The organism is Streptomyces sp. NPDC059255, assembly GCF_042752355.1.
Taxonomy (GTDB): domain Bacteria; phylum Actinomycetota; class Actinomycetes; order Streptomycetales; family Streptomycetaceae; genus Streptomyces.
Genome location: NZ_JBHYZP010000020.1, coordinates 124,669 through 149,331 on the forward strand (window position 1 = coordinate 124,669; position 24,663 = coordinate 149,331).

General features: G+C 72.5%; 23 protein-coding genes. 19 read left to right on the forward strand and 4 right to left on the reverse strand.

Annotated features, from left to right (window positions below):
• The first annotated feature begins 157 nt into the window (after nucleotides 1–157).
• Nucleotides 158–562 carry a VOC family protein gene (locus ACFXKG_RS23380; protein ID WP_384842261.1) on the forward strand — a complete coding sequence of 135 codons (405 nt, stop codon included), beginning with the start codon at nucleotides 158–160 and terminating at the stop codon, nucleotides 560–562.
• On the opposite strand, the gene ACFXKG_RS23385 is transcribed toward ACFXKG_RS23380, so the two are convergent.
• A complete protein-coding gene (locus ACFXKG_RS23385; RefSeq protein ID WP_384842264.1) occupies nucleotides 502–1,317 on the reverse strand; it encodes a helix-turn-helix domain-containing protein in 816 nt (271 codons plus the stop codon). The genes ACFXKG_RS23380 and ACFXKG_RS23385 overlap by 61 nt on opposite strands.
• Nucleotides 1,318–1,423: 106 nt before the next feature.
• Between ACFXKG_RS23385 and ACFXKG_RS23390 the strand changes: the two genes are divergently transcribed.
• Genes ACFXKG_RS23390 through ACFXKG_RS23405 form a run of 4 tightly spaced genes read left to right on the forward strand, consistent with a single transcriptional unit; the run spans nucleotide 1,424 to nucleotide 8,333 of the window.
• Nucleotides 1,424–1,810: a CU044_2847 family protein gene (locus ACFXKG_RS23390; RefSeq protein ID WP_384842267.1), complete on the forward strand. Its 387-nt coding sequence runs from the start codon at nucleotides 1,424–1,426 to the stop codon at nucleotides 1,808–1,810.
• The gene (locus ACFXKG_RS23395; RefSeq protein WP_384842270.1) at nucleotides 1,807–3,663 is read left to right on the forward strand and encodes a trypsin-like peptidase domain-containing protein; all 1,857 of its coding nucleotides are present in this window, start codon (nucleotides 1,807–1,809) and stop codon (nucleotides 3,661–3,663) included. The genes ACFXKG_RS23390 and ACFXKG_RS23395 overlap by 4 nt, the downstream gene beginning before the upstream one ends.
• Nucleotides 3,664–3,698: 35 nt before the next feature.
• Nucleotides 3,699–4,709, forward strand: a complete 1,011-nt coding sequence (locus ACFXKG_RS23400; RefSeq protein ID WP_384842273.1) for an AAA family ATPase — start codon at nucleotides 3,699–3,701, stop codon at nucleotides 4,707–4,709.
• 15 nt (nucleotides 4,710–4,724) lie between these two features.
• Nucleotides 4,725–8,333, forward strand: coding sequence for an SAV_2336 N-terminal domain-related protein (locus ACFXKG_RS23405; RefSeq protein ID WP_384842276.1), 3,609 nt, complete (start codon nucleotides 4,725–4,727; stop codon nucleotides 8,331–8,333).
• On the opposite strand, the gene ACFXKG_RS23410 is transcribed toward ACFXKG_RS23405, so the two are convergent.
• Complete coding sequence (locus ACFXKG_RS23410) at nucleotides 8,330–9,526, reverse strand: YihY/virulence factor BrkB family protein (protein ID WP_384842279.1); 1,197 nt, start codon at nucleotides 9,524–9,526, stop codon at nucleotides 8,330–8,332. The two genes, ACFXKG_RS23405 and ACFXKG_RS23410, sit on opposite strands and share 4 nt — an antisense overlap.
• Nucleotides 9,527–9,543: 17 nt before the next feature.
• On the opposite strand from ACFXKG_RS23410, the gene ACFXKG_RS23415 reads away from it, so the two are divergent.
• The 13 genes from ACFXKG_RS23415 to ACFXKG_RS23475 all read left to right on the forward strand — a co-directional run bounded on the left by ACFXKG_RS23415 (nucleotide 9,544) and on the right by ACFXKG_RS23475 (nucleotide 21,975).
• Nucleotides 9,544–11,196 (forward strand): acyl-CoA dehydrogenase family protein, encoded by a 1,653-nt coding sequence (locus ACFXKG_RS23415; protein ID WP_384842282.1) that lies wholly within the window; start codon nucleotides 9,544–9,546, stop codon nucleotides 11,194–11,196.
• 224 nt (nucleotides 11,197–11,420) lie between these two features.
• Complete coding sequence (locus ACFXKG_RS23420; RefSeq protein WP_384842285.1) at nucleotides 11,421–11,993, forward strand: GNAT family N-acetyltransferase; 573 nt, start codon at nucleotides 11,421–11,423, stop codon at nucleotides 11,991–11,993.
• 207 nt (nucleotides 11,994–12,200) lie between these two features.
• On the forward strand, nucleotides 12,201–12,284 hold the full coding sequence (locus ACFXKG_RS23425) for a putative leader peptide (protein ID WP_365627905.1): 84 nt from the start codon (nucleotides 12,201–12,203) through the stop codon (nucleotides 12,282–12,284).
• A 119-nt stretch (nucleotides 12,285–12,403) separates the two neighbouring features.
• Entirely contained in the window at nucleotides 12,404–14,101 is a 1,698-nt protein-coding gene (locus ACFXKG_RS23430) for a nitrite/sulfite reductase (RefSeq protein WP_384842288.1), read from the forward strand.
• Nucleotides 14,098–14,274 carry a hypothetical protein gene (locus ACFXKG_RS23435; RefSeq protein WP_384842291.1) on the forward strand — a complete coding sequence of 59 codons (177 nt, stop codon included), beginning with the start codon at nucleotides 14,098–14,100 and terminating at the stop codon, nucleotides 14,272–14,274. Before ACFXKG_RS23430 ends, ACFXKG_RS23435 begins: the two co-directional genes overlap by 4 nt.
• Nucleotides 14,193–14,969, forward strand: coding sequence for a phosphoadenylyl-sulfate reductase (locus ACFXKG_RS23440; protein WP_384842294.1), 777 nt, complete (start codon nucleotides 14,193–14,195; stop codon nucleotides 14,967–14,969). Before ACFXKG_RS23435 ends, ACFXKG_RS23440 begins: the two co-directional genes overlap by 82 nt.
• A gap of 125 nt (nucleotides 14,970–15,094) precedes the next feature.
• Nucleotides 15,095–15,640: an adenylyl-sulfate kinase gene (cysC, locus tag ACFXKG_RS23445; RefSeq protein WP_384842297.1), complete on the forward strand. Its 546-nt coding sequence runs from the start codon at nucleotides 15,095–15,097 to the stop codon at nucleotides 15,638–15,640.
• Nucleotides 15,637–16,575, forward strand: a complete 939-nt coding sequence (gene cysD, locus ACFXKG_RS23450; RefSeq protein WP_384842300.1) for a sulfate adenylyltransferase subunit CysD — start codon at nucleotides 15,637–15,639, stop codon at nucleotides 16,573–16,575. Before cysC ends, cysD begins: the two co-directional genes overlap by 4 nt.
• Nucleotides 16,576–16,577: 2 nt before the next feature.
• Entirely contained in the window at nucleotides 16,578–17,948 is a 1,371-nt protein-coding gene (locus ACFXKG_RS23455) for a sulfate adenylyltransferase subunit 1 (RefSeq protein WP_384842303.1), read from the forward strand.
• Nucleotides 17,949–18,209: 261 nt separating this feature from the next.
• Nucleotides 18,210–19,319, forward strand: coding sequence for an aliphatic sulfonate ABC transporter substrate-binding protein (locus ACFXKG_RS23460; protein WP_384842306.1), 1,110 nt, complete (start codon nucleotides 18,210–18,212; stop codon nucleotides 19,317–19,319).
• 70 nt (nucleotides 19,320–19,389) lie between these two features.
• Nucleotides 19,390–20,190 carry an ABC transporter ATP-binding protein gene (locus tag ACFXKG_RS23465; RefSeq protein ID WP_384842309.1) on the forward strand — a complete coding sequence of 267 codons (801 nt, stop codon included), beginning with the start codon at nucleotides 19,390–19,392 and terminating at the stop codon, nucleotides 20,188–20,190.
• Nucleotides 20,177–21,136 carry an ABC transporter permease gene (locus ACFXKG_RS23470; RefSeq protein ID WP_384842312.1) on the forward strand — a complete coding sequence of 320 codons (960 nt, stop codon included), beginning with the start codon at nucleotides 20,177–20,179 and terminating at the stop codon, nucleotides 21,134–21,136. Before ACFXKG_RS23465 ends, ACFXKG_RS23470 begins: the two co-directional genes overlap by 14 nt.
• Nucleotides 21,136–21,975, forward strand: a complete 840-nt coding sequence (locus tag ACFXKG_RS23475) for a sirohydrochlorin chelatase (protein ID WP_384842315.1) — start codon at nucleotides 21,136–21,138, stop codon at nucleotides 21,973–21,975. The genes ACFXKG_RS23470 and ACFXKG_RS23475 overlap by 1 nt, the downstream gene beginning before the upstream one ends.
• Before the next feature lie 39 nt (nucleotides 21,976–22,014).
• On the opposite strand, the gene ACFXKG_RS23480 is transcribed toward ACFXKG_RS23475, so the two are convergent.
• The gene (locus ACFXKG_RS23480; RefSeq protein WP_384842318.1) at nucleotides 22,015–23,007 is read right to left on the reverse strand and encodes a ketopantoate reductase family protein; all 993 of its coding nucleotides are present in this window, start codon (nucleotides 23,005–23,007) and stop codon (nucleotides 22,015–22,017) included.
• Nucleotides 23,008–23,168: 161 nt separating this feature from the next.
• Between ACFXKG_RS23480 and ACFXKG_RS23485 the strand changes: the two genes are divergently transcribed.
• Complete coding sequence (locus ACFXKG_RS23485; RefSeq protein ID WP_384842321.1) at nucleotides 23,169–23,714, forward strand: adenylate kinase; 546 nt, start codon at nucleotides 23,169–23,171, stop codon at nucleotides 23,712–23,714.
• Nucleotides 23,715–23,780: 66 nt separating this feature from the next.
• On the opposite strand, the gene ACFXKG_RS23490 is transcribed toward ACFXKG_RS23485, so the two are convergent.
• Nucleotides 23,781–24,383, reverse strand: a complete 603-nt coding sequence (locus ACFXKG_RS23490; RefSeq protein WP_384842324.1) for a peptidoglycan-binding protein — start codon at nucleotides 24,381–24,383, stop codon at nucleotides 23,781–23,783.
• Nucleotides 24,384–24,663 lie beyond the last annotated feature (280 nt).

Sequence of the window (24,663 nt, forward strand, 5' to 3'; positions counted from 1 at the left end):
CCGACCCCGCTCCGCCCCCCCCCGGCGGCCCGCGCTGCGCAGCGCGGCCCGCCGTTCCGTTCTCCGCGGTGAGTCCGCGCCCGATGCGTTTCTCCGCGGGGAGACCGCGTCCGATTCGTTCAAGACCGGCCGGGAGCGGCGCCCCTACGGTGGGCGCATGACGAGAACCCCCGCTCCACGACTCGACGCGATCGGCCTGGTCGTCTCCGACATGGCCGCCTCGCTCGCCTTCTACCGCCTGCTCGGCCTCGAACCGCCCGCCGGGTCGGAGGCGGCGCCGCACGCCGAGGCGACGCTGCCGAACGGGCTGCGGGTCCTCTGGGACACGGAGGAGACCATGCGCTCCTTCGACCCGCAGTGGACCAGGCCCGAGGCCGGCGAGCGGATCGGGCTCGCCTTCCGCTGCGACGGTCCGGCGGCGGTGGACTCCCTGTACACCGCGCTGACCGAGGCCGGGTACCGCGGCCATCTCAAGCCGTGGGACGCGGTCTGGGGACAGCGTTACGCCGTTGTCCTCGACCCGGACGGCTGCGGGGTCTCGCTGTTCGCGGACGCCGCGTAGGCGCGCTCGTAGGCGCGGAGGGTGAGTCCGGCCAGCGCGCGTGTCTCCCTGGCGAGATGCGCCTGGTCGGCGCAGCCCGCGGCGAGCGCGGCGGCGGCGTACGGCACACCGCGCCGTACCAGCTCCAGCGCGCGCTGGAGCCGCAGCACCCGGGCGAGGGTCTTGGGGCCGTAGCCGAAGGCGTCCAGGGAGCGGCGGTGCAGTTGCCGGGCGCCGAGGCCGACGGCGTCGGCGACCGCCGCGACCGGGCGCCCCGCGTTCAGCCCGGTGACGACGGCCCGCAGCAGCGGGTCGGGCGGATCGGCCCCGGCGGCGCAGCGGAGCGCCACCGTCTCCAGCGCGGTGGCCGGATCGGTCGCGGCGGCGACGCGCGCGGTGAGGTCGGTGACGGCGCGCGCCTTCGCCGGTGACCAGAGGTCGGTGAGTTCGACCCGCCGGTCGCGCAGCTCGTACGCGGGCACCCCGAGCAGCGCGGGCGCGGTCCCGGGCGCGAAACGTATTCCGGCGCAGTGCAGCCCGGACACGCCCTCGGGGGTGTAGGCGTGGGTGTCGGGGCCCGCGACCAGCAGTCTGCCGCCGATCCACAGCAGATCCATGCAGCCGTCGGGGAGTACGGGATACGGCACGGCCTCGGGGTCCCGGGCGCTCTCCGCCGTATCCGTATCCGTATCCGCATCCGTCGGCGTCGGCGTCGGCGTCGCCGACCGGGTCCAGACGATCGCACCGTCGAGCCGCGATGTCCGTTCCTCATACATACGATTCAGGCTAAAGCCTCGCCCCACCGGCGGCCATTGATCCAGAATGGTCGCTCTGCGGGGTGTCCGGACGGGGATGCCGCGGGGTCTATCGCGGGGGCGACCGATGACTGCACTGATGGAATTCACCACGGACAGCGGGGCGACCGTCACGGTCGAGGTGGCGCAGGACGCCCCCGGTGCCCGGCCGGTGTCGCGCGCCAACTCCCTGACGCAGGCGGGCCGCAGCTTCGACGCGGCGCTCCAGGGCATCCGCGCGGCGGCCGAGTCGGCGCTCACCGTGTTCCGGGACGGCTCGCTCCGGCCGGACGGGGTGGAGCTGGAGTTCGGCGTGAAGATGATGGCCGAGGCGGGCGCGGTGATCGCCAAGACGGCCACCGAGGGCCATCTGACGGTGAAGCTGTCCTGGAACCCGGGCGCGGCTCCGGTCCCGACGCCGGATCCGGGCGCGGACCCGGCCCCGGCGGGGGACCCGGGAGCGGCGGGCCGGTGACGCGTTCGCCCGCCTGGCACGCGCGGATCGATGTCGCGGGGCTGGCCGAGGGCTCGGGTTTCCTCGTCTCCGACCGTACGGTGCTGACCTGCGCGCATGTGCTGGGCCACCACGACCGGGCCGAGGCCGTCTTCCCCGGCGCCCCCGGGCTCGCCCCGCTCGCCGCCCGCGTCGTGGCCCGGGGCGCGTGGGCCGGCGGCGACCGCGATCCGGGGGATCTGGCCGTGCTGGAGCTGGAGCGCCCGGTGGCCATCGCGCCCGCGGTCTTCGCGGCGGTCGACGCGCCGCACGCCTCGCCGTCGCCGAAGCTGGTGGCGTACGGCTTCCCCCACGGATACGGGGAGGAGGGCGTCCAGAGCGAACTGGTCGCCACCTCACGCCAGTTGATCGGTGCCGAGTGGGCGCAGCTCGAATTCGCGCGGGGGTACGGGCAGCAGACCGACCGGGGTTTCAGCGGCGCCGCCGTGATGCTGGAGGGCAGCGGGACGGTGGCCGGCATGGTCGTCTCGCACGACCCGGTGACCCGTAACAGCCGGATGATCCCGGCGACGGTGCTGGCACGGCACTGGGCGCCGCTGGGCGATCTCGTCCCCACGCCCGGCTATCCGGCGGAGGAGAAGCGCGGACTGCGCAGGCTGGTCGCCCGCTCCCCCGCCGTCCCGGGCCCGCTGGACCGGCTGCTGCGCGACGCGGCGGGACCGCTCCGCGTCGACCTGCCGCCCGGCGAGCCGCGCTCGCTGTGGGAGGCGGTCTGGTACCTGCTGTCGGAGTCGACGCCCACCGCCGGCGCGCTGCCCCTCGCCGAACTGGCGGTACGGATCGGCGGGCTGGTCGGGGACGAGGCGCTGGGGCGGGAGCTGCGGGAGTGGGCCCGCGCGCACCGGGCCCGACACGACGCGCCACGGCCGTGGTCCTTCGCCCCGCCGGGCCCGGTGCCACCACCCGCGCCTCCGTCCGCGCCTGCGCCTGCGCCACTGTCCGCGATACAGCCTCCCGCAGTGGCGATGCCGGTGCCGGTGCCCGCGGTGCCGGTCGTCCCGGCCGTGCGCCGCTGGTCACCGATCCTGGTCGAGATCAGACGCAGCGGCGCCGGCCGCAACGCGCTGCTGGTGGAGGTCTCGGCCTACCGCGACGGCAGCCGCCGGCTGGTCGGTGAGGAGCGGCTCGCGGAGCGCGAGGTCCGCTCCTGGGTGCTCGACCGGATCGACGACGCGTTCGCGGAGATCGACCCGGAGGGCCGGGAGCTGATCGCCTTCGCCCTGCCGCGCGGCTGGCTGAACAAACCGGTCGACCGGTGGGCGGGGCGCAAGGCGATGAGCACACCGCTGGGGTGTATGGCACCGGTGGTGGTGATGGACCACGACCGGCGCGCCAGCGGCAGGCTCCAGTTCCGGCTGAAGAAGATCTGGGACGTACTCGACCGGCAGCCCGGCTCGGCCGTCCACCGGATCTCCTGCACGGGACCGGTCAGACCCGAGCGGCTGACCGTACAGCTCCAGGACGTGACCGGCCCGGTGGCGCTGACCAGACCGCCGAAGGCCCCGCGCGACCGGGCGCTGCACGGCGCGGTACTGGACGCCCCCGCGCCGATCGTGCTCTGGCCGCGCACCGGATGCCCCGGCGGGGCGGAGTGTGACGGCGCGTGCCGCGGGGAGGAATTCCTGGACGCACTGGCCGAGCGGTTGGCGGCGCTGCCACCGGGCGAGCTGCCCGAGCAGATCCTCGCGTTGCGCAGGACGGCGTTCGCGCACGACGGTCCGGAACCGCACTGGGCGGCGGAGCTGTCGTTCGTCTGGGAGGATCCCCGCTGGTTCCCCGCCGTCCCCCGGCTGAGCGGGACCCCCGTCGGCTGACCGATCCCCCCCTCCCCCCAGAGCTGGAGCCCCGAATGTCCCTGTGGCCGGTCTACACCGGAGCCGATGAACCGCACGACGGCGTAGGGCAGTTGCCCGCGCCGCCGCCGTGGCGCGACTTCGACGGCGGCCCCGTGGTCATGCCGCCCCAGGACGACGTGGCCTCGTCGCCGGACCGTGAACACCGGGCGCGGGCGTACCGCGCTACGGACGAGAGCGTCCAACTGGTCAACGCGGCCCTGTACTTGCGCCGTCCGCTACTGGTGACCGGGCCGCCAGGCAGTGGCAAGTCGAGCCTGCCGTACGCGGTGTCGCGGGAACTGAGGCTCGGGCCCGTACTGCGCTGGAACATCACCAGCCGGAGCACGCTGGGCGACGGGCTCTACCAGTACGACCCGCTCTCCCGGCTCTACGCGGCGGGCCAGGGTCCGCAGAGGCCGGGGAGGGAGAGCGGCGGGCGCATCGAGGACCATCTCCGGCTGGGCCCGCTCGGCACGGCGCTACTGCCGTACGAACAGCCCCGTGTGCTGCTGGTCGACGAGATCGACAAGAGCGATCTGGATCTGCCCAACGATCTGCTGAACGTCATGGAGGAGGGTCAGTACGAAATACCCGAACTGGTCCGCGCCGCCAGGACCCGCCCCCGCGCACGGGTGCTGACCGCCGACGCGGACCAACTGGTAGCGGTGGAGCGCGGCCGGGTGCGCTGCCGGGCGTTCCCGTTCGTGGTGCTGACGAGCAACGGGGAACGCGAGTTCCCGCCGGCGTTTCTGCGGCGGTGTGTGACCCTGGAGCTGAGGCAGCCGGTCGCGGTCCATCTGGAGGAGATCGTCCGGGCCCACCTCGGGGAGCTGGACGCACCGGGCAGAGAGCTGATCCGTACGTTCCTGGAGCGCGGCAGCGGCGGCGAGCTCGCGACGGACCAGCTGCTCAACGCGATCTACCTGACGCGGACTTCGGGGCTTGCCGGGGCCTCGCGCGAACAACTGGCGGACCATCTCCTGCGCTATCTGAGCCGGGCGCCGGAACCCGACGACGACTTCTGACGACGGCTTCCGACCATGCCCCCTGACGACGAGACGTTCCCCGGACTGGGCGCCCTGCGCGAGGTACTGGCGGCGGCGAGCGGCGAGCCGCCGACCGGCCGCGAACTGGCGGAGCTGCTGTGGCTGGCCGCCCGGATGCGCCCCGCGCCGACACCTCCGGGCGCGTCACGTACCCCGCCCGGACCGAATGTCGGCACGGCCGAGGACGAGTGGTCGCAGGACGACATGGCGGTCGATGTGCCGTCGGTCAAGCTGCCACGTATCCACCGCCCGAGTGCCCGGGACACATCCGGTGCACCCGCGGCCCGCCCCGCCCCGCCGGTGGTGCTGCGCACCACCCCCGCGTCCTCCGCCGACGTACCCCCGGAGGAACGGGAGTCGGCGAAGCCGTCCGGGGTGCTGGCGCCCGCGCCCCCGATGATCTCCCGCCCGCTGGCGCTGCAGCGGGCCCTGCGCCCCCTGCGCAGAACGGTGCCGTCGACGAGCGAACGGGAGCTGGACGAGGCGGGCACGGTGTACCGCATCGCCTCGCTCGGCGCCCGCCGGGACCAGTGGCTGCCCGAACTGCGTCCCGCGCGGGAACGCTGGCTCCACCTGAGGCTGGTGGTGGACGAGGGGCCGACGATGGCCCTGTGGCAGCCGCTGGCCCGCGATCTGTTCACGGCGTTCGGACAGACGGGCGCGTTCCGCACGGTGGAGCTGGTCCGGCTCGCGGCGGACGGCACCGTACCGCCGCGGCAGTGGACGGCCGGGCGCACGCTGGCCCTGGTCATCAGCGACGCGATGGGACCCCAGTGGCGGGAGGGACCGGCGGGGCGGCGCTGGTACGACACCCTGCGCGGCTGGGCGCGGCGGCTGCCGGTGGCCGTGCTCCAGCCGCTGCCGGAACGGATGTGGCAGCAGACCGCGCTCGCCCCGGTGCCGGGCCTGTTCACGGCGCCGGGCCCCGGCGCGCCCAACACCGCGCTGCGCTTCGCGCCGTACGACGGTCCGGCGCGCGGCATCCCCGTACCGGTGGTGGAGCCTGCGGCGGAGTGGCTCACGCACTGGGCAGGGCTGGTGGCCTCATCGGGCGGCGCGTCGTTCCCGGGCGCCGCCGCGCTGCTCCCGGCCGGGCGGGCCCGCACACTCCCGGAGACCTGGCGAAGCAGCGCCGACGGCGCGGACACGCTGGTCCCCGAGGATGTCCCGGCCGACGAACTGGTGCTGCGCTTCCGCGCGGCCGCCTCCCCGCAGGCGGTCCGGCTGGCCGGCCACCTGGCGGTGGGCCCGGCGCACCTGCCGGTGATGCGGCTGGTCCAGGCGGCCGTCGAGGAACACCCCCGGCCGCAGCACCTCGCCGAGGTGGTCCTGAGCGGCATGCTCCGCTCCGTACCGGGCCCGCCCGGCTCGTACGACTTCCGCCCGGGCGTCCGCGAGGCCCTGCTCCACTCCCTGCCCCGGACGAGTCTGGCCCGTACGGTGGGCCTGCTCGACCGGGTGGGGGCGGAGATCGAGTCCCGCGCGGGCTCGGCACGCGGCGAGTTCCGGGCGCTGCTGGGCGGCGGGGCGGACGGTGAGCCGTTCGCACTGGTGAGCCCGGAGAGCATACGGCTTCTACGGGGACCCGAGCCGCGGGAGCCGGAGCCGGTAGCGTCCGAGCCGGTGGTGATGGTCCCCGAGCGCAAGGTGGTGGCCGGACGGTACGAGCTGCTGGAGGTCATCGGGCGCGGCGAGCGGAGTGTGGTGTGGCGGGCGTACGACCGGACGGGGAACCGCCTGGTCGCGGTGAAGTGGGTGCATGGGCCCGGTCCCGAGATCGACGCGGTGGCCACCCGGGCTCCGGCGCGGTTCCACCGCGAGATGCGGGGGGTGACCGGGTTGCGGCATCCCCACATCATCACGATCCATGACTTCGGCACGACCGACGACAGCTCCTCCTACGTGGTGATGGAGCTGGTAACCGGCCGCAGTCTCGACGCGCCGGTGTCTCCCGAGCGTCCGCCGCTCTCCGTGGCCGAGATCATCACCATCGCCCGGCAGGTGCTCGCTGCCCTCTTGTACGCCCATGACCAGGGCGTCTGGCACCGGCATCTCGCACCGGCAAACATCATTCTGCGGACGGACGGCATCGTGAAGGTCGGAGGCTTCGGGCTCACGCACGCCGGTCTCGACTCCACCCGCACCTCCCAGGTGGCCCGCGGGTCCACGGCCACCGGGGTGCCTCGGTACATGTCGCCCGAGCAGATCGCGGGCGGCGAGGTCGACCAGCTCAGTGATCTCTACTCGCTCGGCTGCATCCTGTACGAACTCGTCACCGGGGAGCCGCCCTTCGCCCACACGGACATCTGGCTGACCCTCACCGCCCACCGTGACGAGCGCCCCCGGCCGCCCCAGTTGTCGCGGCCGGGACTGCCCGCCGCGCTGGGAAACGCGATCCTGGACCTGCTCGCCAAGGACCCGCAGGAGCGCCGACGCGGGGCAGACTCACTGGCGTCGACAGTCCTTCCCGTACCCACGTGGCAGTACCAGGTGCTGGGGCCGCTGAGGGCCGTCAAGGAGGAAGGGCAGGACCGTACGCCCAGCACACCCGCCGGACGAATTGTTCTCAGCAAGCTCCTGCTGTCCAACGGCGCCTGGGTCTCCGTCCACGATCTGTGGCACACCCTGTCCGACGAACCGTCACCGCAGACGGACGTCCTGGTCATCGAGGCCCTCCACGAGCTGGTCGCGGGCGGGCATCCCGTCGAGGGGGAGGACGGCTACTGCCGGCTCGCTGTCGGCCAGGACCAAGTAGATCTGTACCGGGCCCGCCAGTTGGCGACCGAGGCCGCGCGGGAGCGGGATCCGGCACGCAGTGCCGTGCTGTACCGCACGGCACTGGCCCTCTGGCGTGGGGAACCGCTCGGTGGTATCGACGGGGAGTGGGCCGCGTCCGAGCGTCAGGCGATACGGAAGTTGCGCTCCGTACTGGAGACTCACCAGCCCGACGCACGCGACGCGGCGCACCGTCCCCCGTCCGCCCCCGGTGACGCCGTTCACCTCGACATGGTCATGTCCGACGTCCCCCCGGACAACCGATCCGCCCGGAGCCTCCTCCTCTCCGTGGTCCGGCAGGTCTGCCGGGAAGTCTTCGGCTCGCCCGGCACCCTGATGAACTACGAGACCCGGTCACCCACTCCCACGATCCCGCTCTCAGTGACGCCCGACCCCGCATCCACCGTGTCCGAGGTGCTGGACCGGCTGAGCGGCCCGTTCGCCGATACCCTCAACGCGAGGTTGTCCACGCTCGTCCTCCCCCGGCCTCCGTGGATGACCGTAACGGTCGGGGCGGCCACGGCAGCCGGAGCACCAAGGCAGCGCTTTCCGGATCCGGCAGAGTTGAACGGCCCGAAGCCTGGACAGATCAGGATCACCGTGCTGATGTCCGACGAGTTGGTCCGGCGAATCGGCGCGCCCAAGGGGTTCTTACGCGTGAACATGAAGAGGATCGTGGGCGGCGTCGCGCCGCCCATCTGGTTTCTGACCGTCAGCCATCCGCCGGAACAGCCCCACACGCGCTCCTCCTGGCTGCGCCGAATGGTCGCCGGCGGCGGCCGGGACGAGTCCCCCGCAGCAGAACCGCCGCCGGAGGAGCCCCGCTAGTCGCCCGTGCCGTTCGCCTTCCCGTTCCCGCCCTCGCCGCCACTCCCGCCCGGCTGCTTCGGGTGCCGCTGCCGCCCCCCGTGCAGCCGTGCCGTCACCCGGGACTTGACGTCGTCCGGCGGCAGGAACTTGGACCAGCGTTCCGGGAACTCCGACGGCATGTCCGGGTCCGTCACGTCGTCGTCCTGGGGGCCGTCCGTGCCCGCCGCCGCGCGGGCCACCAGTTCCGCCGCCTGCGCCGCGCGCAGCCGTTCGTTGGCGGCGCGGGCCGCGGCCGTGGAGACCGACGGCCAGACCCGGTCGATCGCCGCGTTGACCGCCGCCCCCACCAGCACCGCGAACGCGGAGACTCCTATCCAGAGCAGTACGGCGATGGGCGCGGCCAGCGAGCCGTAGATCGTGGGGCCCTCGACCGCGTTCGTCAGGTAGATCCGGAGCAGGAAGCTGCCCAGGACCCACATGCCGAGTGCGACCAGCGCGCCCGGCATGTCCTCTATCCAGCGGGATCTGACCGGTACGGAGACGTGGTAGAGCGTGGTGAGGAAGGCGATGGAGAGGACGATCACCACAGGCCAGTAGAGGACGCTGACGACCTCCGTGCCCCAGGGGATCAGTTCGACCACCCGGTCGGGGCCGACCACCGCGAGGGGGAGCACCACCGCGCCGATCACGATCGCCACCACGTAGAGCAGGAAGGCGAGCAGCCGGGTGGCGACGATGCCGCGCCGCCCGTCGAGGCCGTACATCACGGTGATGGTGTCGACAAAGACATTCACCGCCCTCGATCCCGACCAGAGCGCGATCGCGAAGCCGAGGGAGATGACGTCGGGCCGGCCGCCCCGGGTGAGGTCGGCCAGCAGGGGTTTGGCGATCTCGTCCACGCCGCGCGCCGAGAGGACCGTGCCGGAGGCGCTGAGGATGTTCCGTTCCATGGAGGCGACCGTGGTCGAGTTGGTCCAGTCGTCCACGTAGCCGAGCAGGCCGATCAGCCCGAGGAGCAGCGGCGGCAGCGAGAGCAGGGTGAAGAACGCCGCCTCGGCCGCGAGCCCGAGGATCCGGTATTCGATGCACGAGTTGACCGTGTCCTTCAGCAGCAACCAGGCCATTTTCCGCTTGGATACGTTGCGGTAGAGGACTCGGACCCGGTGGAGTCGGCCAGTCGGCCGCTCAGGTGTTTCTTTTGCTGCCTGCACCTCCTTACCGTATCGGCATGGCAGCCAGCACCCACACAGTGACCAACCAGGTTCCGCCCCTGGTGGGGTACGACGTCTTCCGCGCCGACCAGGTCCTCACCGAGGCCGTGGAGCGGCACAGCGCGCCGGATCAGCTCGACGGGACCCGCGCGGAGCTGACGGCGCTCGGCAGTGCGGCCGGCTCCGCCGAGGTCCAGGAGTGGGGGGTACGGGCCAACGAGAACCCCCCGGTCCTGCGCACCCACGACCGGTACGGGAACCGGATCGACGAGGTCGACTTCCATCCGGACTGGCATCAGTTGCTGGAGCGGGCGGTCTCCGCGGGGCTGACCGACGCCTGGGGCCGGCCGGACGGCCATCTCCGGCGCGCGGCCGGTTTCCTGGTGTGGAGCCAGGCGGAGGCGGGGCATCTGTGCCCGGTGTCGATGACGCACGCGGCGGTGCCCGCGCTGCGGGCTGATCCGGCGCTCGCGGCGGAGTGGGAGCCGCGGCTGACCGCGCACGCGTACGAGCCGGGGCTGCGGCCCGCGGCGGGGAAGGGCGGCGCGCTCTTCGGCATGGGGATGACGGAGAAGCAGGGCGGCAGCGACGTACGGGCGAACACGACGGCCGCCCGGCCGCTGGACGCGTCCGGGGCATCGGGGGCGTCCGGGGAGTACGCCCTGACCGGGCACAAGTGGTTCTGTTCCGCGCCGATGTGCGACGGGTTCCTGGTGCTCGCGCAGGCGCCGGGCGGGCTGACCTGCTTTCTCGTACCGCGGGTGCTGGCGGACGGGACGCGTAACGTGTTCCGGCTGCAGCGTCTCAAGGACAAGCTGGGCAACCGGTCGAACGCGTCGAGCGAGGTCGAGTTCGACGGGACGTGGGCGCGCCGGGTCGGTGAGGAGGGGCGCGGGGTGCCCACGATCATCGGGATGGTCGCCGCGACCCGGCTGGACTGCGTGGTGGGGACGGCGGCGCTGATGCGCCAGTCCGTGGCCCAGGCGGTGCACCACGCCACGTACCGCAGTGCCTTCGGCGGTGAGCTGATCGACAAGCCGCTGATGCGCAACGTACTGGCCGATCTGGCGCTGGAGTCGGAGGCGGCGACGACGCTGGCGCTGCGGCTCGCCGCGGCGTACGACGCGGACACGGAGGAGGAGCGGGCGTTTCTGCGCCTCGCGGTGCCGACCGCCAAGTACTGGGTGACCAAGCGGGGTACGCCGCTGGCCGCGGAGGCCCTGGAGTGCCTGGGCGGCAACGGGTACGTCGAGGAGTCGGGGATGCCGCGGCTGCTGCGCGAGTCGCCGCTCAACTCGATCTGGGAGGGCTCGGGCAATGTGCAGGCGCTGGACGTGCTGCGGGCGCTCCAGCGGGAGCCCGCGGCGCTGAACGCGTTCCTCCAGGAGGTGGGGAAGGCCCGGGGCGCCGATCACCGGCTGGACGGCGCGATCAAGGCCCTGCTGACCGAGCTGGCGGATCTGGCGGGGATCGAGGCCAGGGCCCGGCGGCTGGTGGAGCGGATGGCACTGGTGCTCCAGGGGTCGCTGCTGGTGCGGTGGGCGCCGCCGGAGGTGGCGGACGCGTTCTGCGCGTCGCGGCTCGGCGGGGACTGGGGGGCGGCTTTCGGCACCCTGCCCCACACCCTCGACCTGGCGTCGGTCGTGGAGCGGGCGCGGCCCGTGGCCTGACCTCGCGTGGAGTGGTCAGAGGTGGTGCCGCGCCGACTCGGCACCGCCTCTGACCGGTAGTCACTTTCACGCACCCGTGGGCGATGCGCCAGAGTTGCGGACCCTTGCGGAAAAATCGATACGGCACCCTGGCTCCCGGGGCCTGTCCTGCCCATGATGCGCCGGCCTCCGCGTGGACGGGGGTGGCGCGCGGCCCGTCCCGGCCCCGTGTTTTCCTGGCCCGTATGAGCATCACCGTGACCACCTGGTCCCTGGAGCAGACCTCGCCCGACGATCTGCGGCCCGCCGGGCACTTTCCGGCCGGGGTGCGGATCGTACGGGCCGAGGTGCCCTCGCCCGAGTTCAGCCGGTTCCTGTACACGGCCGTCGGCGGCGACGTCCACTGGACGGACCGGCTGCCGTGGACGTACGCCCAGTGGTCCGGGTATCTGGCGCGGCCCGGCGTGGAGACATGGGTGGCGTACGAGAACGGCACCCCGGCCGGATTCATCGAGCTGGAGGCGCAGGACGGCGGCGCGGTCGAGATCGCGTACTTCGGGCTGATCCCTGCCTTCCGGGGCCGCCGGATCGGCGGGGAGCTCCTGTCGTACGGGGTGGCACGGGCCTGGGACCTGGCCGAGCGGTGGCCCGGGGCCGAGCCGGTGAAGCGGGTCTGGCTGCACACCTGCTCCAAGGACGGCGAGCACGCCATGGACAACTACCTGCGACGCGGCTTCCGGCTCTTCGCGACAAAGACGGACGAGGAACCCGGCGGCACAGCCCCCGGCCCGTGGCCCGGCGCACACCCGGCGGTCTGACCGGAACCGTACGCGCGGCCCCGTACGCCCGGCCCGCGTCGGCCCCGGACGTACCGCCCGGCCCGCGCCCGCCCCGCGCGACCCGGAACAGGCGTTAAACACCCACACCCCGTGACAGACAACACACCGTCTCGCATAGTGGTACGTTATGGTCCATATAGCGGACAACAGTGGACTGGCCAGAGATCGGCGTGCCACGCTTCCGTCATGTCCTGCTCTGGAATCGCCTTGGTGAGTCGACGCCACGTCGACCTCTGCCGCATGTCCAGCGCCATCTGTCCGGCGAGCTGAGAGTCCCAGCACCGCCGCGTACACCTTCTCCTTCCCCTCTGCCGCGCACCCCCGCGTCCTCACGCGAAGTGTGCGGTTCAGAGCCGCCCTCCTGCATGTCTCGAATGGACGGAACAGCCATGGCCGCGACGCCGGAACAGCCGTCCCCTGCCACGCCCCGCCGCAAGGTGAGCCGTCACCGCGGCGAGGGCCAGTGGGCCAGGGGCCACTTCACTCCGCTCAACGGCAATGAGCAGTTCAAGAAGGACGACGACGGTCTCAATGTGCGGACACGCATCGAGACGATCTACTCCAAGGCCGGGTTCGACTCGATCGACCCCAACGATCTGCGCGGCCGGATGCGCTGGTGGGGGCTTTACACCCAGCGCAGGCCCGGGATCGACGGCGGCAAGACCGCGATCCTGGAGCCGGAGGAGCTGGACGACGAGTACTTCATGCTGCGGGTGCGGATCGACGGCGGACGGCTCACCACGGAGCAGCTCCGGGTCATCGGTGAGATCTCGCAGGAGTTCGCGCGCGGGACCGCCGACATCACCGACCGGCAGAACGTCCAGTACCACTGGATCCGGATCGAGGACGTCCCGGAGATCTGGCGGCGCCTCGAAGCGGTGGGGCTCTCCACCACCGAGGCGTGCGGTGACACGCCCCGCGTGATCCTCGGCTCGCCGGTCGCCGGTGTCGCCGAGGACGAGATCATCGACGGCACCCCCGCCATCGACGAGATCCAGCGCCGGATCATCGGCAACCCCGACTTCTCCAACCTGCCGCGCAAGTTCAAGTCGGCGGTCTCCGGATCGCCGTCGCTGGACGTGGCCCACGAGATCAACGACATCGCGTTCGTCGGGGTGAACCACCCCGAGCACGGCCCCGGCTTCGACCTCTGGGTGGGCGGCGGGCTCTCCACCAACCCCAAGATCGGCCAGCGGCTCGGCGCCTGGGTGCCGCTCGACGAGGTCCCCGACGTCTACACCGGGGTCATCTCGATCTTCCGTGACTACGGCTACCGCCGGCTGCGCACCCGCGCCCGGCTGAAGTTCCTGCTCGCGGACTGGGGCACGGAGAAGTTCCGCCAGATCCTGGAGGACGAGTACCTGGAGCGGAAGCTGATCGACGGACCCGCCCCGGAGCAGCCGCTCCAGCGGTGGCGGGACCACGTCGGGGTGCACCGCCAGCGCGACGGGCGTTTCTACGTCGGGTTCGCGCCGCGCGTCGGCCGGGTGGACGGCGTGAAGCTGACGGAGATCGCGGCGCTCGCCGCGGCACACGGCTCGGACCGGCTCCGTACCACCGCCGAGCAGAAGATGATCGTCCTCGATGTGGCCGAGGACCGGGTGGACTCCCTGGTGGCCGGTCTGGAAGCGCTGGACCTGCGGGTCAAGCCCTCGCCGTTCCGGCGCGGCACGATGGCCTGCACCGGCATCGAGTTCTGCAAGCTGGCGATCGTCGAGACCAAGGAGCGCGGCGCCACCCTCATCGACGAGCTGGAGCGCCGTATCCCGGACTTCGACGAGCCGATCACCATCAACATCAACGGCTGCCCCAACGCCTGCGCCCGTATCCAGACCGCGGACATCGGTCTCAAGGGCCAGCTGATGCTGGACGAGGCCGGAAACCAGGTCGAGGGCTTCCAGGTGCACCTGGGCGGCGCGCTGGGCCTGGAGGCCGGGTTCGGCCGCAAGGTCCGGGGGCTGAAGGTCACCTCGAAGGAGCTGCCCGACTACGTCGAGCGGGTGCTCGGGCGCTTCGCCAAGGAGCGCGAGGACGGCGAGCGCTTCGCCACCTGGGTCGCCAGGGCCGACGAGGAGGCCCTGTCATGAGCGAGCGCGCGGCCCCCTTCTACTGCCCCTACTGCGGCGACGAGGACCTGCGCCCCGGCGAGCAGGGACACGGCGCCTGGGAATGCGGGGCATGCAACCGGGCCTTCCAGTTGAAGTTCCTCGGGCTGCTCGCCCGGGGGCTCCGGCGGAACGACGGAGGGGAAGAGACGTGACGGCACTGACGGAGACCGACGATCCCAGGGCGCTCGCCGAAGCGGCGGGGCGTGCCCTGGAGGACGCGTCGGCCCTGGAGATACTGACCTGGGCCACGGACACCTTCGGCGCGCGCTTCTGCGTGACCTCCTCGATGGAGGACGCGGTGGTCGCGCATCTCGCCTCCCGGGTACGGCCCGGTGTGGACGTGGTGTTCCTGGACACCGGCTACCACTTCCCGGAGACCATCGGGACCCGGGACGCCGTGGACGCGGTGATGGACGTGAACGTGATCACGCTCACCCCGCGGCGGAGCGTCGCCGAACAGGACGCCGAGTACGGCCCGAAGCTGCACGACCGCGACCCGGACCGCTGCTGCGCCCTGCGCAAGGTCCGGCCGCTGGAGGAGGGGCTGACCGGATACGACGCCTGGGCCACCGGGCTGCGCCGTGACGAGTCGCCGACCCGCGCGAACACTCCGGTCGTCGGGTGGGACGAGAAGCGCCGCAAGGTGAAGGTCTCGCCGATCGCGCGCTGGACGCAGGACGACGTGGACGCGTACGTGCTGGAGCACGGGGTGCTCACCAACCCGCTGCTGGAGGACGGTTACGCCTCGGTCGGCTGCGAGCCGTGCACCCGCCGGGTCCTGGCGGGCGAGGACGCGCGCGCCGGCCGCTGGGCGGGCCGGTCCAAGACCGAATGCGGGCTGCACTGATGACGGGCCGTCAGGCGGATGGCGTCCACCAGGAACGCGGTGTCCGTCAGGCAGACGGTGTCCGTCAGGAACGCGATGACCATCAGGAACGCGGTGTCCGCCGGGAACACGACGTGGAGGAACGGTTGAGCGCGACGGAGCAGGGCGCCACGGTCTGGCTCACCGGCCTGCCGAGCGCCGGCAAGACCACCATCGCCACCACGCTGGCCGGGCGGCTGCGCGAGGAGGGCCACCGGGTGGAGGTCCTCGACGGCGACGAGATCCGGGAGTTCCTCTCCGCGGGCCTCGGCTTCAGCCGCGCGGACCGCCACACCAACGTGCAGCGCATCGGCTTCGTCGCCGAACTGCTCGCGGCCAACGGCGTCAAGGCACTGGTCCCGGTGATCGCCCCGTACGCGGACAGCCGGGAGGCGGTACGCAAGCGACACCAGGCCGAGGGCACGGGCTACCTGGAGGTGCACGTGGCCACGCCGGTCGAGGTGTGCTCCGTACGCGATGTGAAGGGCCTGTACGCCAAGCAGGCGGCCGGCGAGCTGACCGGGCTGACCGGGGTGGACGACCCCTACGAGGCACCCGAGGCGCCGGACCTGCGGATCGAGTCGCACACGCAGTCCGTCGAGGAGTCCGCCGCCGCACTCCACGCACTGCTCACCGAGAGGGGTCTCGCGTGACCACCACCGTCGCAGCCGTCACCGAGGGCACGGACGCGCCGTACGCGCTGAGCCACCTGGACTCGCTGGAGTCCGAGGCGGTCCACATCTTCCGCGAGGTCGCGGGCGAGTTCGAGCGGCCGGTGATCCTCTTCTCCGGTGGCAAGGACTCCATCGTCATGCTGCATCTGGCGCTGAAGGCGTTCGCGCCGGCGTCGGTGCCGTTCTCGCTGCTGCACGTCGACACCGGGCACAACTTCCCCGAGGTCCTCGCCTACCGCGACCGCACCGTGGCCGAGCACGGGCTGCGGCTGCACATCGCCTCCGTACAGGAGTACATCGACGCCGGAAAGCTGCGTGAGCGGCCCGACGGCACCCGCAACCCGCTGCAGACCGTGCCGCTCACGGAGAAGATCCAGGCCGAGCGGTTCGACGCGGTCTTCGGCGGCGGGCGGCGCGACGAGGAGAAGGCGCGCGCCAAGGAGCGGGTGTTCTCGCTGCGGGACGAGTTCTCGCAGTGGGACCCGCGGCGCCAGCGCCCCGAGCTGTGGCAGCTCTACAACGGCCGGCACGCCCCGGGCGAGCATGTCCGGGTCTTCCCGCTCTCCAACTGGACCGAGCTGGACGTCTGGCAGTACATCGCCCGCGAGGGGATCGAGCTGCCGGAGATCTACTTCGCGCACGAGCGCGAGGTGTTCCGCCGCAGCGGGATGTGGCTGACCGCCGGTGACTGGGGCGGCCCCAAGGAGTCCGAGACCGTCGAGACGCGCCTGGTGCGCTACCGCACGGTCGGCGACATGTCCTGCACCGGCGCCGTCGACTCCGACGCCACCACGCTCGACGCGGTGATCACCGAGATCGCCGCCTCCCGGCTGACCGAGCGCGGCGCGACCCGCGCCGACGACAAGATGTCCGAGGCCGCGATGGAAGACCGCAAGCGCGAGGGGTACTTCTAGCCATGCCGAGCACACACACGCACACCACCGGTCCGTTCGGCGGGGCGCTCGCCGCGACCACGCTGCTGCGCTTCGCCACCGCGGGCTCCGTCGACGACGGCAAGTCCACCCTCGTGGGGCGGCTGCTGCACGACTCCAAGTCGGTCCTGACCGACCAGCTGGAGGCCGTCGAGCGGGTCTCGCTGGGCCGCGGCCAGGAGGCGCCCGACCTGGCGCTGCTCACCGACGGGCTGCGCGCCGAGCGCGAGCAGGGCATCACCATCGACGTCGCCTACCGCTACTTCGCCACGCCCCGGCGGCGGTTCATCCTCGCCGACACCCCGGGCCATGTGCAGTACACCCGGAACATGGTGACGGGCGCGTCCACCGCCGAGCTGGCCGTGGTCCTGGTCGACGCCCGCAACGGGGTGGTCGAGCAGACCCGCCGGCACGCCGCGGTGGCCGCGCTGCTGCGCGTCCCGCACGTCGTCCTCGCCGTCAACAAGATGGACCTGGTGGAGTACGCGGAGCCCGTCTTCGCGGCGATAGCCAAGGAGTTCACGGCGTACGCGGCCTCCCTCGGCGTCCCGGAGATCACGGCGATCCCGATCTCGGCGCTGGCCGGGGACAACGTCGTGGAGCCGTCCGCGCACATGGACTGGTACGGCGGCCCGACGGTGCTGGAACACCTGGAGACCGTCCCGGTCAGCCACGACCTGACCGGCTGCCACGCGCGGCTGCCCGTGCAGTACGTGATCCGGCCGCAGAACGCCGAGCACCCCGACTACCGCGGGTACGCGGGCCAGATCGCCGCGGGCACCTTCCGGGTCGGTGAGGACGTGACCGTCCTGCCGTCGGGCCGTACGTCGAAGATCGCCGGGATCGATCTGCTGGGCGAGCCGGTGGACGTGGCCTGGACCCCGCAGTCGGTGACGCTCCTCCTGGCGGACGACATCGACATCTCGCGCGGCGATCTGATCGTGCCGACCGGTGACGCGCCCGCCACCACCCAGGACGTCGAGGCGACCGTCTGCCATGTGGCGGACCGGCCGCTCGGGGTGGGCCAGCGGGTGCTGCTGAAGCACACCACCCGTACGGTCAAGGCGATCGTGAAGGACATCCCGTCCCGGCTGACGCTGGACGACCTCTCCCAGCACCCGGCGCCGGGGCAGCTCGTCGCCAACGACATCGGCCGCGTCGTCGTGCGGACGGCCGAGCCGCTGGCGCTGGACGCGTACGCGGACTCGCGGCGTACCGGATCGTTTCTGCTGATCGACCCCGCCGACGGGACGACGCTGAGCGCCGGGATGGCGGGCGCGGCGTTCACCGACGGCACCGCCGCCGCCGCACCGGGCGCCGCCCCGGCCGCCGACGACGAGGGCTGGGACTTCTGATGGCGGGCGTTCCGCACGACGTCTACGCGACGTTCGCGAAGGAGGGCGGCCGGGTGGGCAGCGGCGCCCTCGGCGCGGGGACGGGCGGGGTGGCGCGATGTGCGTGATGACGTACGCGCACCGCTCGCGCGCCCGTATGCCTCACCGGCCACACCCGTACCACTCGTATCGACGAAGATCTGCCGACCTCCCGGCCGCGCCCTCCTGTCCGGTCCATCCGATCAGGGCGTGAGCACCGGGCCAACGAGAGGAACCCCTCCCGTGCCTGCCTCCCGCACTGCGACGCGCCGCCGCCTGGCCGCCGTAGCCGCCCTGCCCCTCCTCGCCGCCGTGCTCTCCGCCTGCGGCTACGGCTCCGCCGCCGACTCCTCGGATGAGTCCACCGCCGCCCCCACGGGCAAGGCGCTGTCGGCCGACACGGTACGGCTCGGCTACTTCCCGAACCTCACGCACGCCACCGCCCTGGTCGGCACCGAGAAGGGCCTGTTCCAGAAGGAGCTGGGCGGCACGAAGCTGTCCACCACGACCTTCAACGCCGGGCCCTCCGAGATCGAGGCGCTCAACGCGGGCTCCATCGACATCGGCTTCATCGGCCCCTCCCCCGCCATCAACGGCTACACGCAGACCGCGGGCAAGGGGCTGCGCATCATCGGCGGCTCCGCCTCGGGCGGTGTGAAGCTCGTCGTCAACCCCGCGAAGATCAAGACCCTCGGCGACGTCAAGGGCAAGAAGATCGCCACCCCGCAGCTCGGCAACACGCAGGACGTGGCGTTCCTCAACTGGATATCCGAGCAGGGATGGAAGGTCGACGCACAGTCCGGCAAGGGCGATGTCTCCGTCGTCCGTACCGACAACAAGATCACCCCGGACGCCTACAAGTCCGGGGACATCGACGGCGCGTGGGTGCCGGAGCCGACCGCCTCCAAGCTGGTCGCCGAGGGTGCGAAGGAACTCCTGGACGAGTCGACGCTCTGGCCCGACCAGCAGTTCGTGATCACGAACATCATCGTGCGGCAGGCATTCCTGAAGGAGCACCCGGACGTCGTCGAGGCGTTCCTGCGCGGTTCGGTGAAGACCAACGAGTGGATCAACGCCAACGACGCCCAGGCCAAGGCCTCGGCCAACGAGGCGCTGAAGAAGCTCTCCGGCAAGGCGCTGCCCGCCGAGGTGCTGGACCCGGCGTGGAAGTCCATCAAGATCACCGACGACCCGCTGGCCGCGACGCTCCGCTCGGAGGCGGACCACGCGGTCAAGGCCGGACTGCTGAAGAAGCCCGACCTGAACGGGATCTACGACGTGACGCCCCTCAACAAGGTGCTGAAGGCCGAGGGGAAGACCGAGGTCGCCGACGCGGGACTCGGCGCCCCGTAGTCCCGTAGTCCCGTAGTCCCGTACACCGTGCTCTGCCGAAACCCTGCCGAATCCACACCGTTCCCAGGAGGTGACGACCGTGGCATCCACTCTCGCCAAGGCCGCCGAGGCCACCCCGGCGGTGGACCACGCCGCCCGTATCGCGCACGTCTCGAAGTCCTTCGCGACGCCCGCCGGGCAGCAGCTCGTGCTGGACGACATCACCCTCGACGTCGCACCGGGCGAGTTCGTCACCCTCCTGGGAGCCTCGGGATGCGGTAAGTCCACGCTGCTCAATCTGGTCGCCGGGCTCGACCGGCCGTCCGCCGGGGCCATCGAGACGCCCGGCGGCCGGCCCGCGCTGATGTTCCAGGAGCACGCGCTGTTCCCGTGGCTGACCGCGGGCAAGAACATCGAACTGGCGCTGCGGCTGCGCGGCGTCGCCAAGCAGGAGCGGCGCGCCGAGGCGGAGCGGCTGCTCGGGCTCGTCCGGCTCGACGGGGCGTACGGCAAGCGGGTGCACGAGCTGTCCGGCGGGATGCGTCAGCGCGTCGCGCTGGCCCGCGCGCTCGCCCAGGACAGCCAACTGCTGTTGATGGACGAGCCGTTCGCGGCGCTGGACGCGATCACCCGGGACGTGCTGCACGACGAGCTCACCCGGATCTGGCGGGAGACCGACCTGTCGGTGCTGTTCGTCACGCACAACGTGCGTGAGGCGGTACGGCTCGCGCAGCGCGTGATCCTGCTGTCGTCGCGGCCCGGCCGGGTGGCCCGGGAGTGGCGGGTGGACATCCCGCAGCCGCGCCGTATCGAGGACACCGCCGTCGCGGAGCTGTCCGTCGAGATCACCGAAGAACTGCGTGGGGAGATCCGCCGCCATGGCCAGCACTGAGACGACGTCCGGCCAGGACGCGCCGCGGGACGCGGCGGAGCAGGACACCGCCGGGCGCGGGGCGCCGCCCCGGGGCGGCGCGGCGCACCACGGCGATCTGGCCGGTCTGGAGGCCGGGCTCGACGCACTGGACACCGTCCAGACCGGGCGCACCCCGCTGCGCCGGACACTGGTCGCCAAGGTTCTGCCGCCGGTGATCGCCGTCGCGCTGGTGCTGGTGGTGTGGCAGGTACTGGTGTGGGCGAAGGTGACGGACGGCTACAAGCTGCCGTCGCCGGGCGCGGTGTGGGGCGAGGTCTCCGACGCGTGGACGCAGGGCACCCTGCTCGGCTACATCTGGACCAGTGTCTCGCGCGGGCTGCTGGGCTTCCTGCTGGCGCTGGCGATCGGCACTCCGCTGGGGCTGCTGGTGGCCCGGGTGAAGTTCGTCCGCGCGGCCATCGGCCCGATCCTCTCCGGGCTCCAGTCGCTGCCCTCGGTGGCGTGGGTGCCGCCGGCCGTGATCTGGCTCGGCCTGAACGACTCGATGATGTACGCGGTGATCCTGCTCGGCGCGGTCCCCTCGATCGCCAACGGGCTGGTCTCCGGCGTCGACCAGGTGCCGCCGCTCTTCCTGCGCGCCGGGCGCACCCTGGGCGCGACCGGGCTGCGGGGCACCTGGCACATCGTCATGCCGGCCGCGCTGCCCGGCTATCTGGCGGGGCTGAAGCAGGGGTGGGCGTTCTCGTGGCGCTCGCTGATGGCGGCGGAGATCATCGCCTCGTCGCCCGATCTCGGCGTGGGGCTCGGTCAGCTGCTGGAGAACGGCCGGACGGTCGGCAGCATGCCGATGGTGTTCCTCGCGATCTTCCTGATCCTGATCGTCGGGGTCGCCATCGACCTGCTGATCTTCAGTCCGCTGGAGCGGCGGGTGCTGCGCGGGCGCGGTCTGCTGGTGAAGAGCTGATGCCCGTACCCGTGCCGGCGCGGTCCCTGGTCCGCCGCCTCCTCCCGTACCGCGAGCCGCGGCCCGTGCTGCTGGTCGTCGCGCACGGCAGCCGTGATCCCCGGCATGCCGCGACGGTGCGCGCGCTGACCCGGCGGCTGCGCGCGCTGCGGCCGGGGCTGCGGGTGGAGACCGGCTTCCTGGACTTCGACACCCCGTCGGTGGGCGGTGTGCTGGACCGGCTCGCACGGGCGGGCGTACGGGACGTGGTGGCGCAGCCGCTGCTGCTGACGCGCGCCTTCCACGCCAAGTCCGACATCCCGGCCGTGCTGCGCGCGGCGGAACAGCGCCATCCGCGCCTGCGGATCCGGCAGGGCGAGGTGCTCGGCCCGTCGCCGCTGCTGGGCGCGGCGCTGGAACGGCGGCTGTACGAGGCGGGCCTGACGCCCGCCGACAAGAGCTCGACCGGGGTCGTTCTGGCCTCGGCGGGCTCCTCCGACCCGGAGGCGATCGCAGTGATCGCTGATATCGCGCGGGAGTGGCGGCACACCGGTTGGTGCGCCGTGCGGCCTGCGTTCGCCTCCGCATCCCTGCCCCGTACCGAGGACGCGGTACGGGCGCTGCGCGCCGAGGGCGTCCGGCGGGTGGCGGTGGCGCCGTACGTCATCGCTCCCGGCCGGCTCCCCGACCGGATCGCGGCGGGCGCGCGGGCGGCGGGCGCGGACACGCTGGCCGAGGTGCTGGGCGCGGCGCCGGAGGTGGCCAGGCTGATGCTGCGTCGCTTCGACGATGCGGCCGGTGCCGCCGGTGCGGCCGATGCCTCGGCGGCCCCGGCGTGGGAGCTGGCGCGGCCCGCGTAACGGGGCCGGGCCAAGACCGGGCCGGGCCGGCCGGGCCCGTCAGGCGTCGATCAGCGCCGTCAGTTCCGCCACGCTCATCGAGCCCGCCGCGCGGCGTTCGCGCGCGAAGGTGTTGGCGACGCGCTGGAGTGTGTCGTTGACCGGGGTGGGGACCCCGTGGAGCCGCCCCAGCAGGGCGATCTCGCCGTTCAGATAATCCGCCTCGATCGTGCCGGTGCCCCGGCTGAGGCTCTGCCACGACGAGCCGTGGCCGCGCTCGACACCGCCCGCCGGGCCGAAGGTGATGTGGTCCGCGCGCGTCTCGGCCTGCTCCTCGGGGCCCACGTACCCGATACCCGCCGCGTCGAGGACGGTTGCGCCCTCCGCCGTGGCCCGCCGTATCAGCTCCCAGCTCTCCTCGCCGGTCGCGCCGGTGACGGCCTCGATCGCGTTGACCAGGTTGGAGAGCAGTTTGGCGTACTTCCAGCGCATCACGTCCGGCACGACCGGGGCGAGGAGTCTGCCCTTCGCCAGCCCGGCGGCGATCGCGGTGGCCGTCGCGTCCGTCCCCGACGGGTACCGGCCGATGTGCAGCATGCCGGTGTACGGGGCGCCTCCGGCGCTCACCGCACCCGGTTCGACATACGTCGAGGGCAGCCAGACGCACATCCCGTACACCTGCCGGAAGCGCCGCAGGGCGAGCCGCTCGCTCTCGACCCCGTTCTGCGCGCAGACCAGCGGCAGCACCTCGCCCGCCGTGCCGCCTCCCGCGACCGGCCGGGCCGACCAGGCGTCCAGCGCGGCCGTGCTGTCCTGGGTCTTCACGGAGAGCAGCAGGACGTCGTCCGGGCGCAGTTGGAGCGCCTCGGGTCCGTCGACCACCGGCAGCCGGTGCGCGCGGGTGCCCTCGGGGGTGGTGAGCCGCAGGCCGTGTTCGCGCAGCGCCGCGTGGTGCGCGCCCCGGGCGACGAGGACCACGTCCTGGCCCGCCTCGGCCAGCCGGCCGCCCACACTGCCGCCGACCGCTCCCGCCCCGATGATGACGTAACGCATCCCGACCCCCTTCCGTACGACGCCTTCAGCATAGGCGAGCCCTGTGACACCACCGTGAGCGGCGTCACGACTGGGCCTCCTGCGCGCCGGGTATAACGACGGGACGGTCCTCGCAGGTGGCGCAGGACACGACTCGACCCGACCCGCGAAGGATGCCCACCGTGCGACTTGTGCTTCTGGGCCCGCCCGGCGCCGGCAAAGGCACCCAGGCCGGCCTGCTCGCCACGAAGTTCGGCGTGCCGCACGTCTCGACCGGCGATCTGTTCCGCACCCATGTCGCGGAGGAGACCCCGCTGGGTCTGGAGGTGCGCGAGTATCTGAGCGGCGGTGAGCTGGTCCCCTCCGAACTGACCGTCGCCCTGGTGGCGGAGCGGCTCGGCACGGCGGACGCGGCCCGGGGGTTCGTGCTCGACGGCTTCCCCCGCAGCGTGGTGCAGGCGGACGCGCTGGCCACGATCCTCACCGGGCTCGGAAAGCGGCTGGACCGGGTGCTGGAGTTCCGGATCGACGACGAGATCGTCGTCCGCAGGCTGCTCGCGCGCGGACGCACCGACGACACCGAGAGCGTGATCCGGCACCGGCTGCGGGTCCACCACGAGCAGACCGAATCGCTGCTCGCCTACTACGCGGGACACACCGCCGTCATCGACGCGCTGGGCGAGGTCGAGGACGTCGCGCGGCGCGTGCTCGACAGCCTCGGCGAATAGGGCGCTCAGGCGAACAGGTGAACAGGCGCACAGCGAACCGTTGAACATCGGCCCCGTCCGCGCCCGCTACGCGGCCGGCGGCACCGCCTTCGGGAAGGCCGGCCACGTTCCCGGGTCCGTGTGGTCGTTCTCCGGCACGTGGGCGTGGGCGTACCAGCCGCCCTCCACCGACCAGACGCTCTCGTCGCGCCGGCTGTCGAACCCGTCGGGCCGCCCCATCGGCCAGGAGTCCGGGACACCCCAGGAGGCGATCCAGGCGTGCAGTGCGCGCCACCCCGCGCACGGGGTGTCCTTGAGGGACTCGTACGCCTTCCCCTTCACCACGCACCAGGGGAAGAAGAGCGCCTCGATCTGGAGGACGACCGATCCGGCCCGGTTGGTCCGAGTGCCGCCTTCCAGGTCGGCGAGGGACTTCGACCGGGAGTCGGCGGGCACGAACTGGCAGCAGGCGCCGGTGAACGGGTCCCAGAGCAGATGCGGGGCGACGCCCTGACCGCTGCCGGAGAAGTACGACCTGAGGTTGGCGTACGGCACGAGGTCCAGGGGCTCGGCCTCGGTCGCTCTCCGGTCCCAGGTGATGTGGGCGACGGCCTTGGCCGGGCCGCCGTCGGTGGGGGCGTGGTCCCTGATGTCGAGTCTCTCGGCTCCGGGCATCCAGAGGTCGGGCATGGTGACTCCTCAGTGGTCGGCGCGGGAACAGCGTGACCGGGACCGGGGGCGGGCGGGGCGGAAGCGGGCCGGTGCCACCTGATCGGGTGAGGTGATCGGCAGGGAGCTGATCGGGGGCGGTCCGCACCCGGTCCTGCGGTCCTCACCGAGCGGCTCGGGCGGCTGTGTGGCAGGTGTAACTCTTCAAACGCGTTCGACGTGACCTCCGGGTAACGGACACTTCGTACGGTCGAGTGCCCGACGTCCCACGCCCCCACACCCCGCCCCGCACACCGCCCCC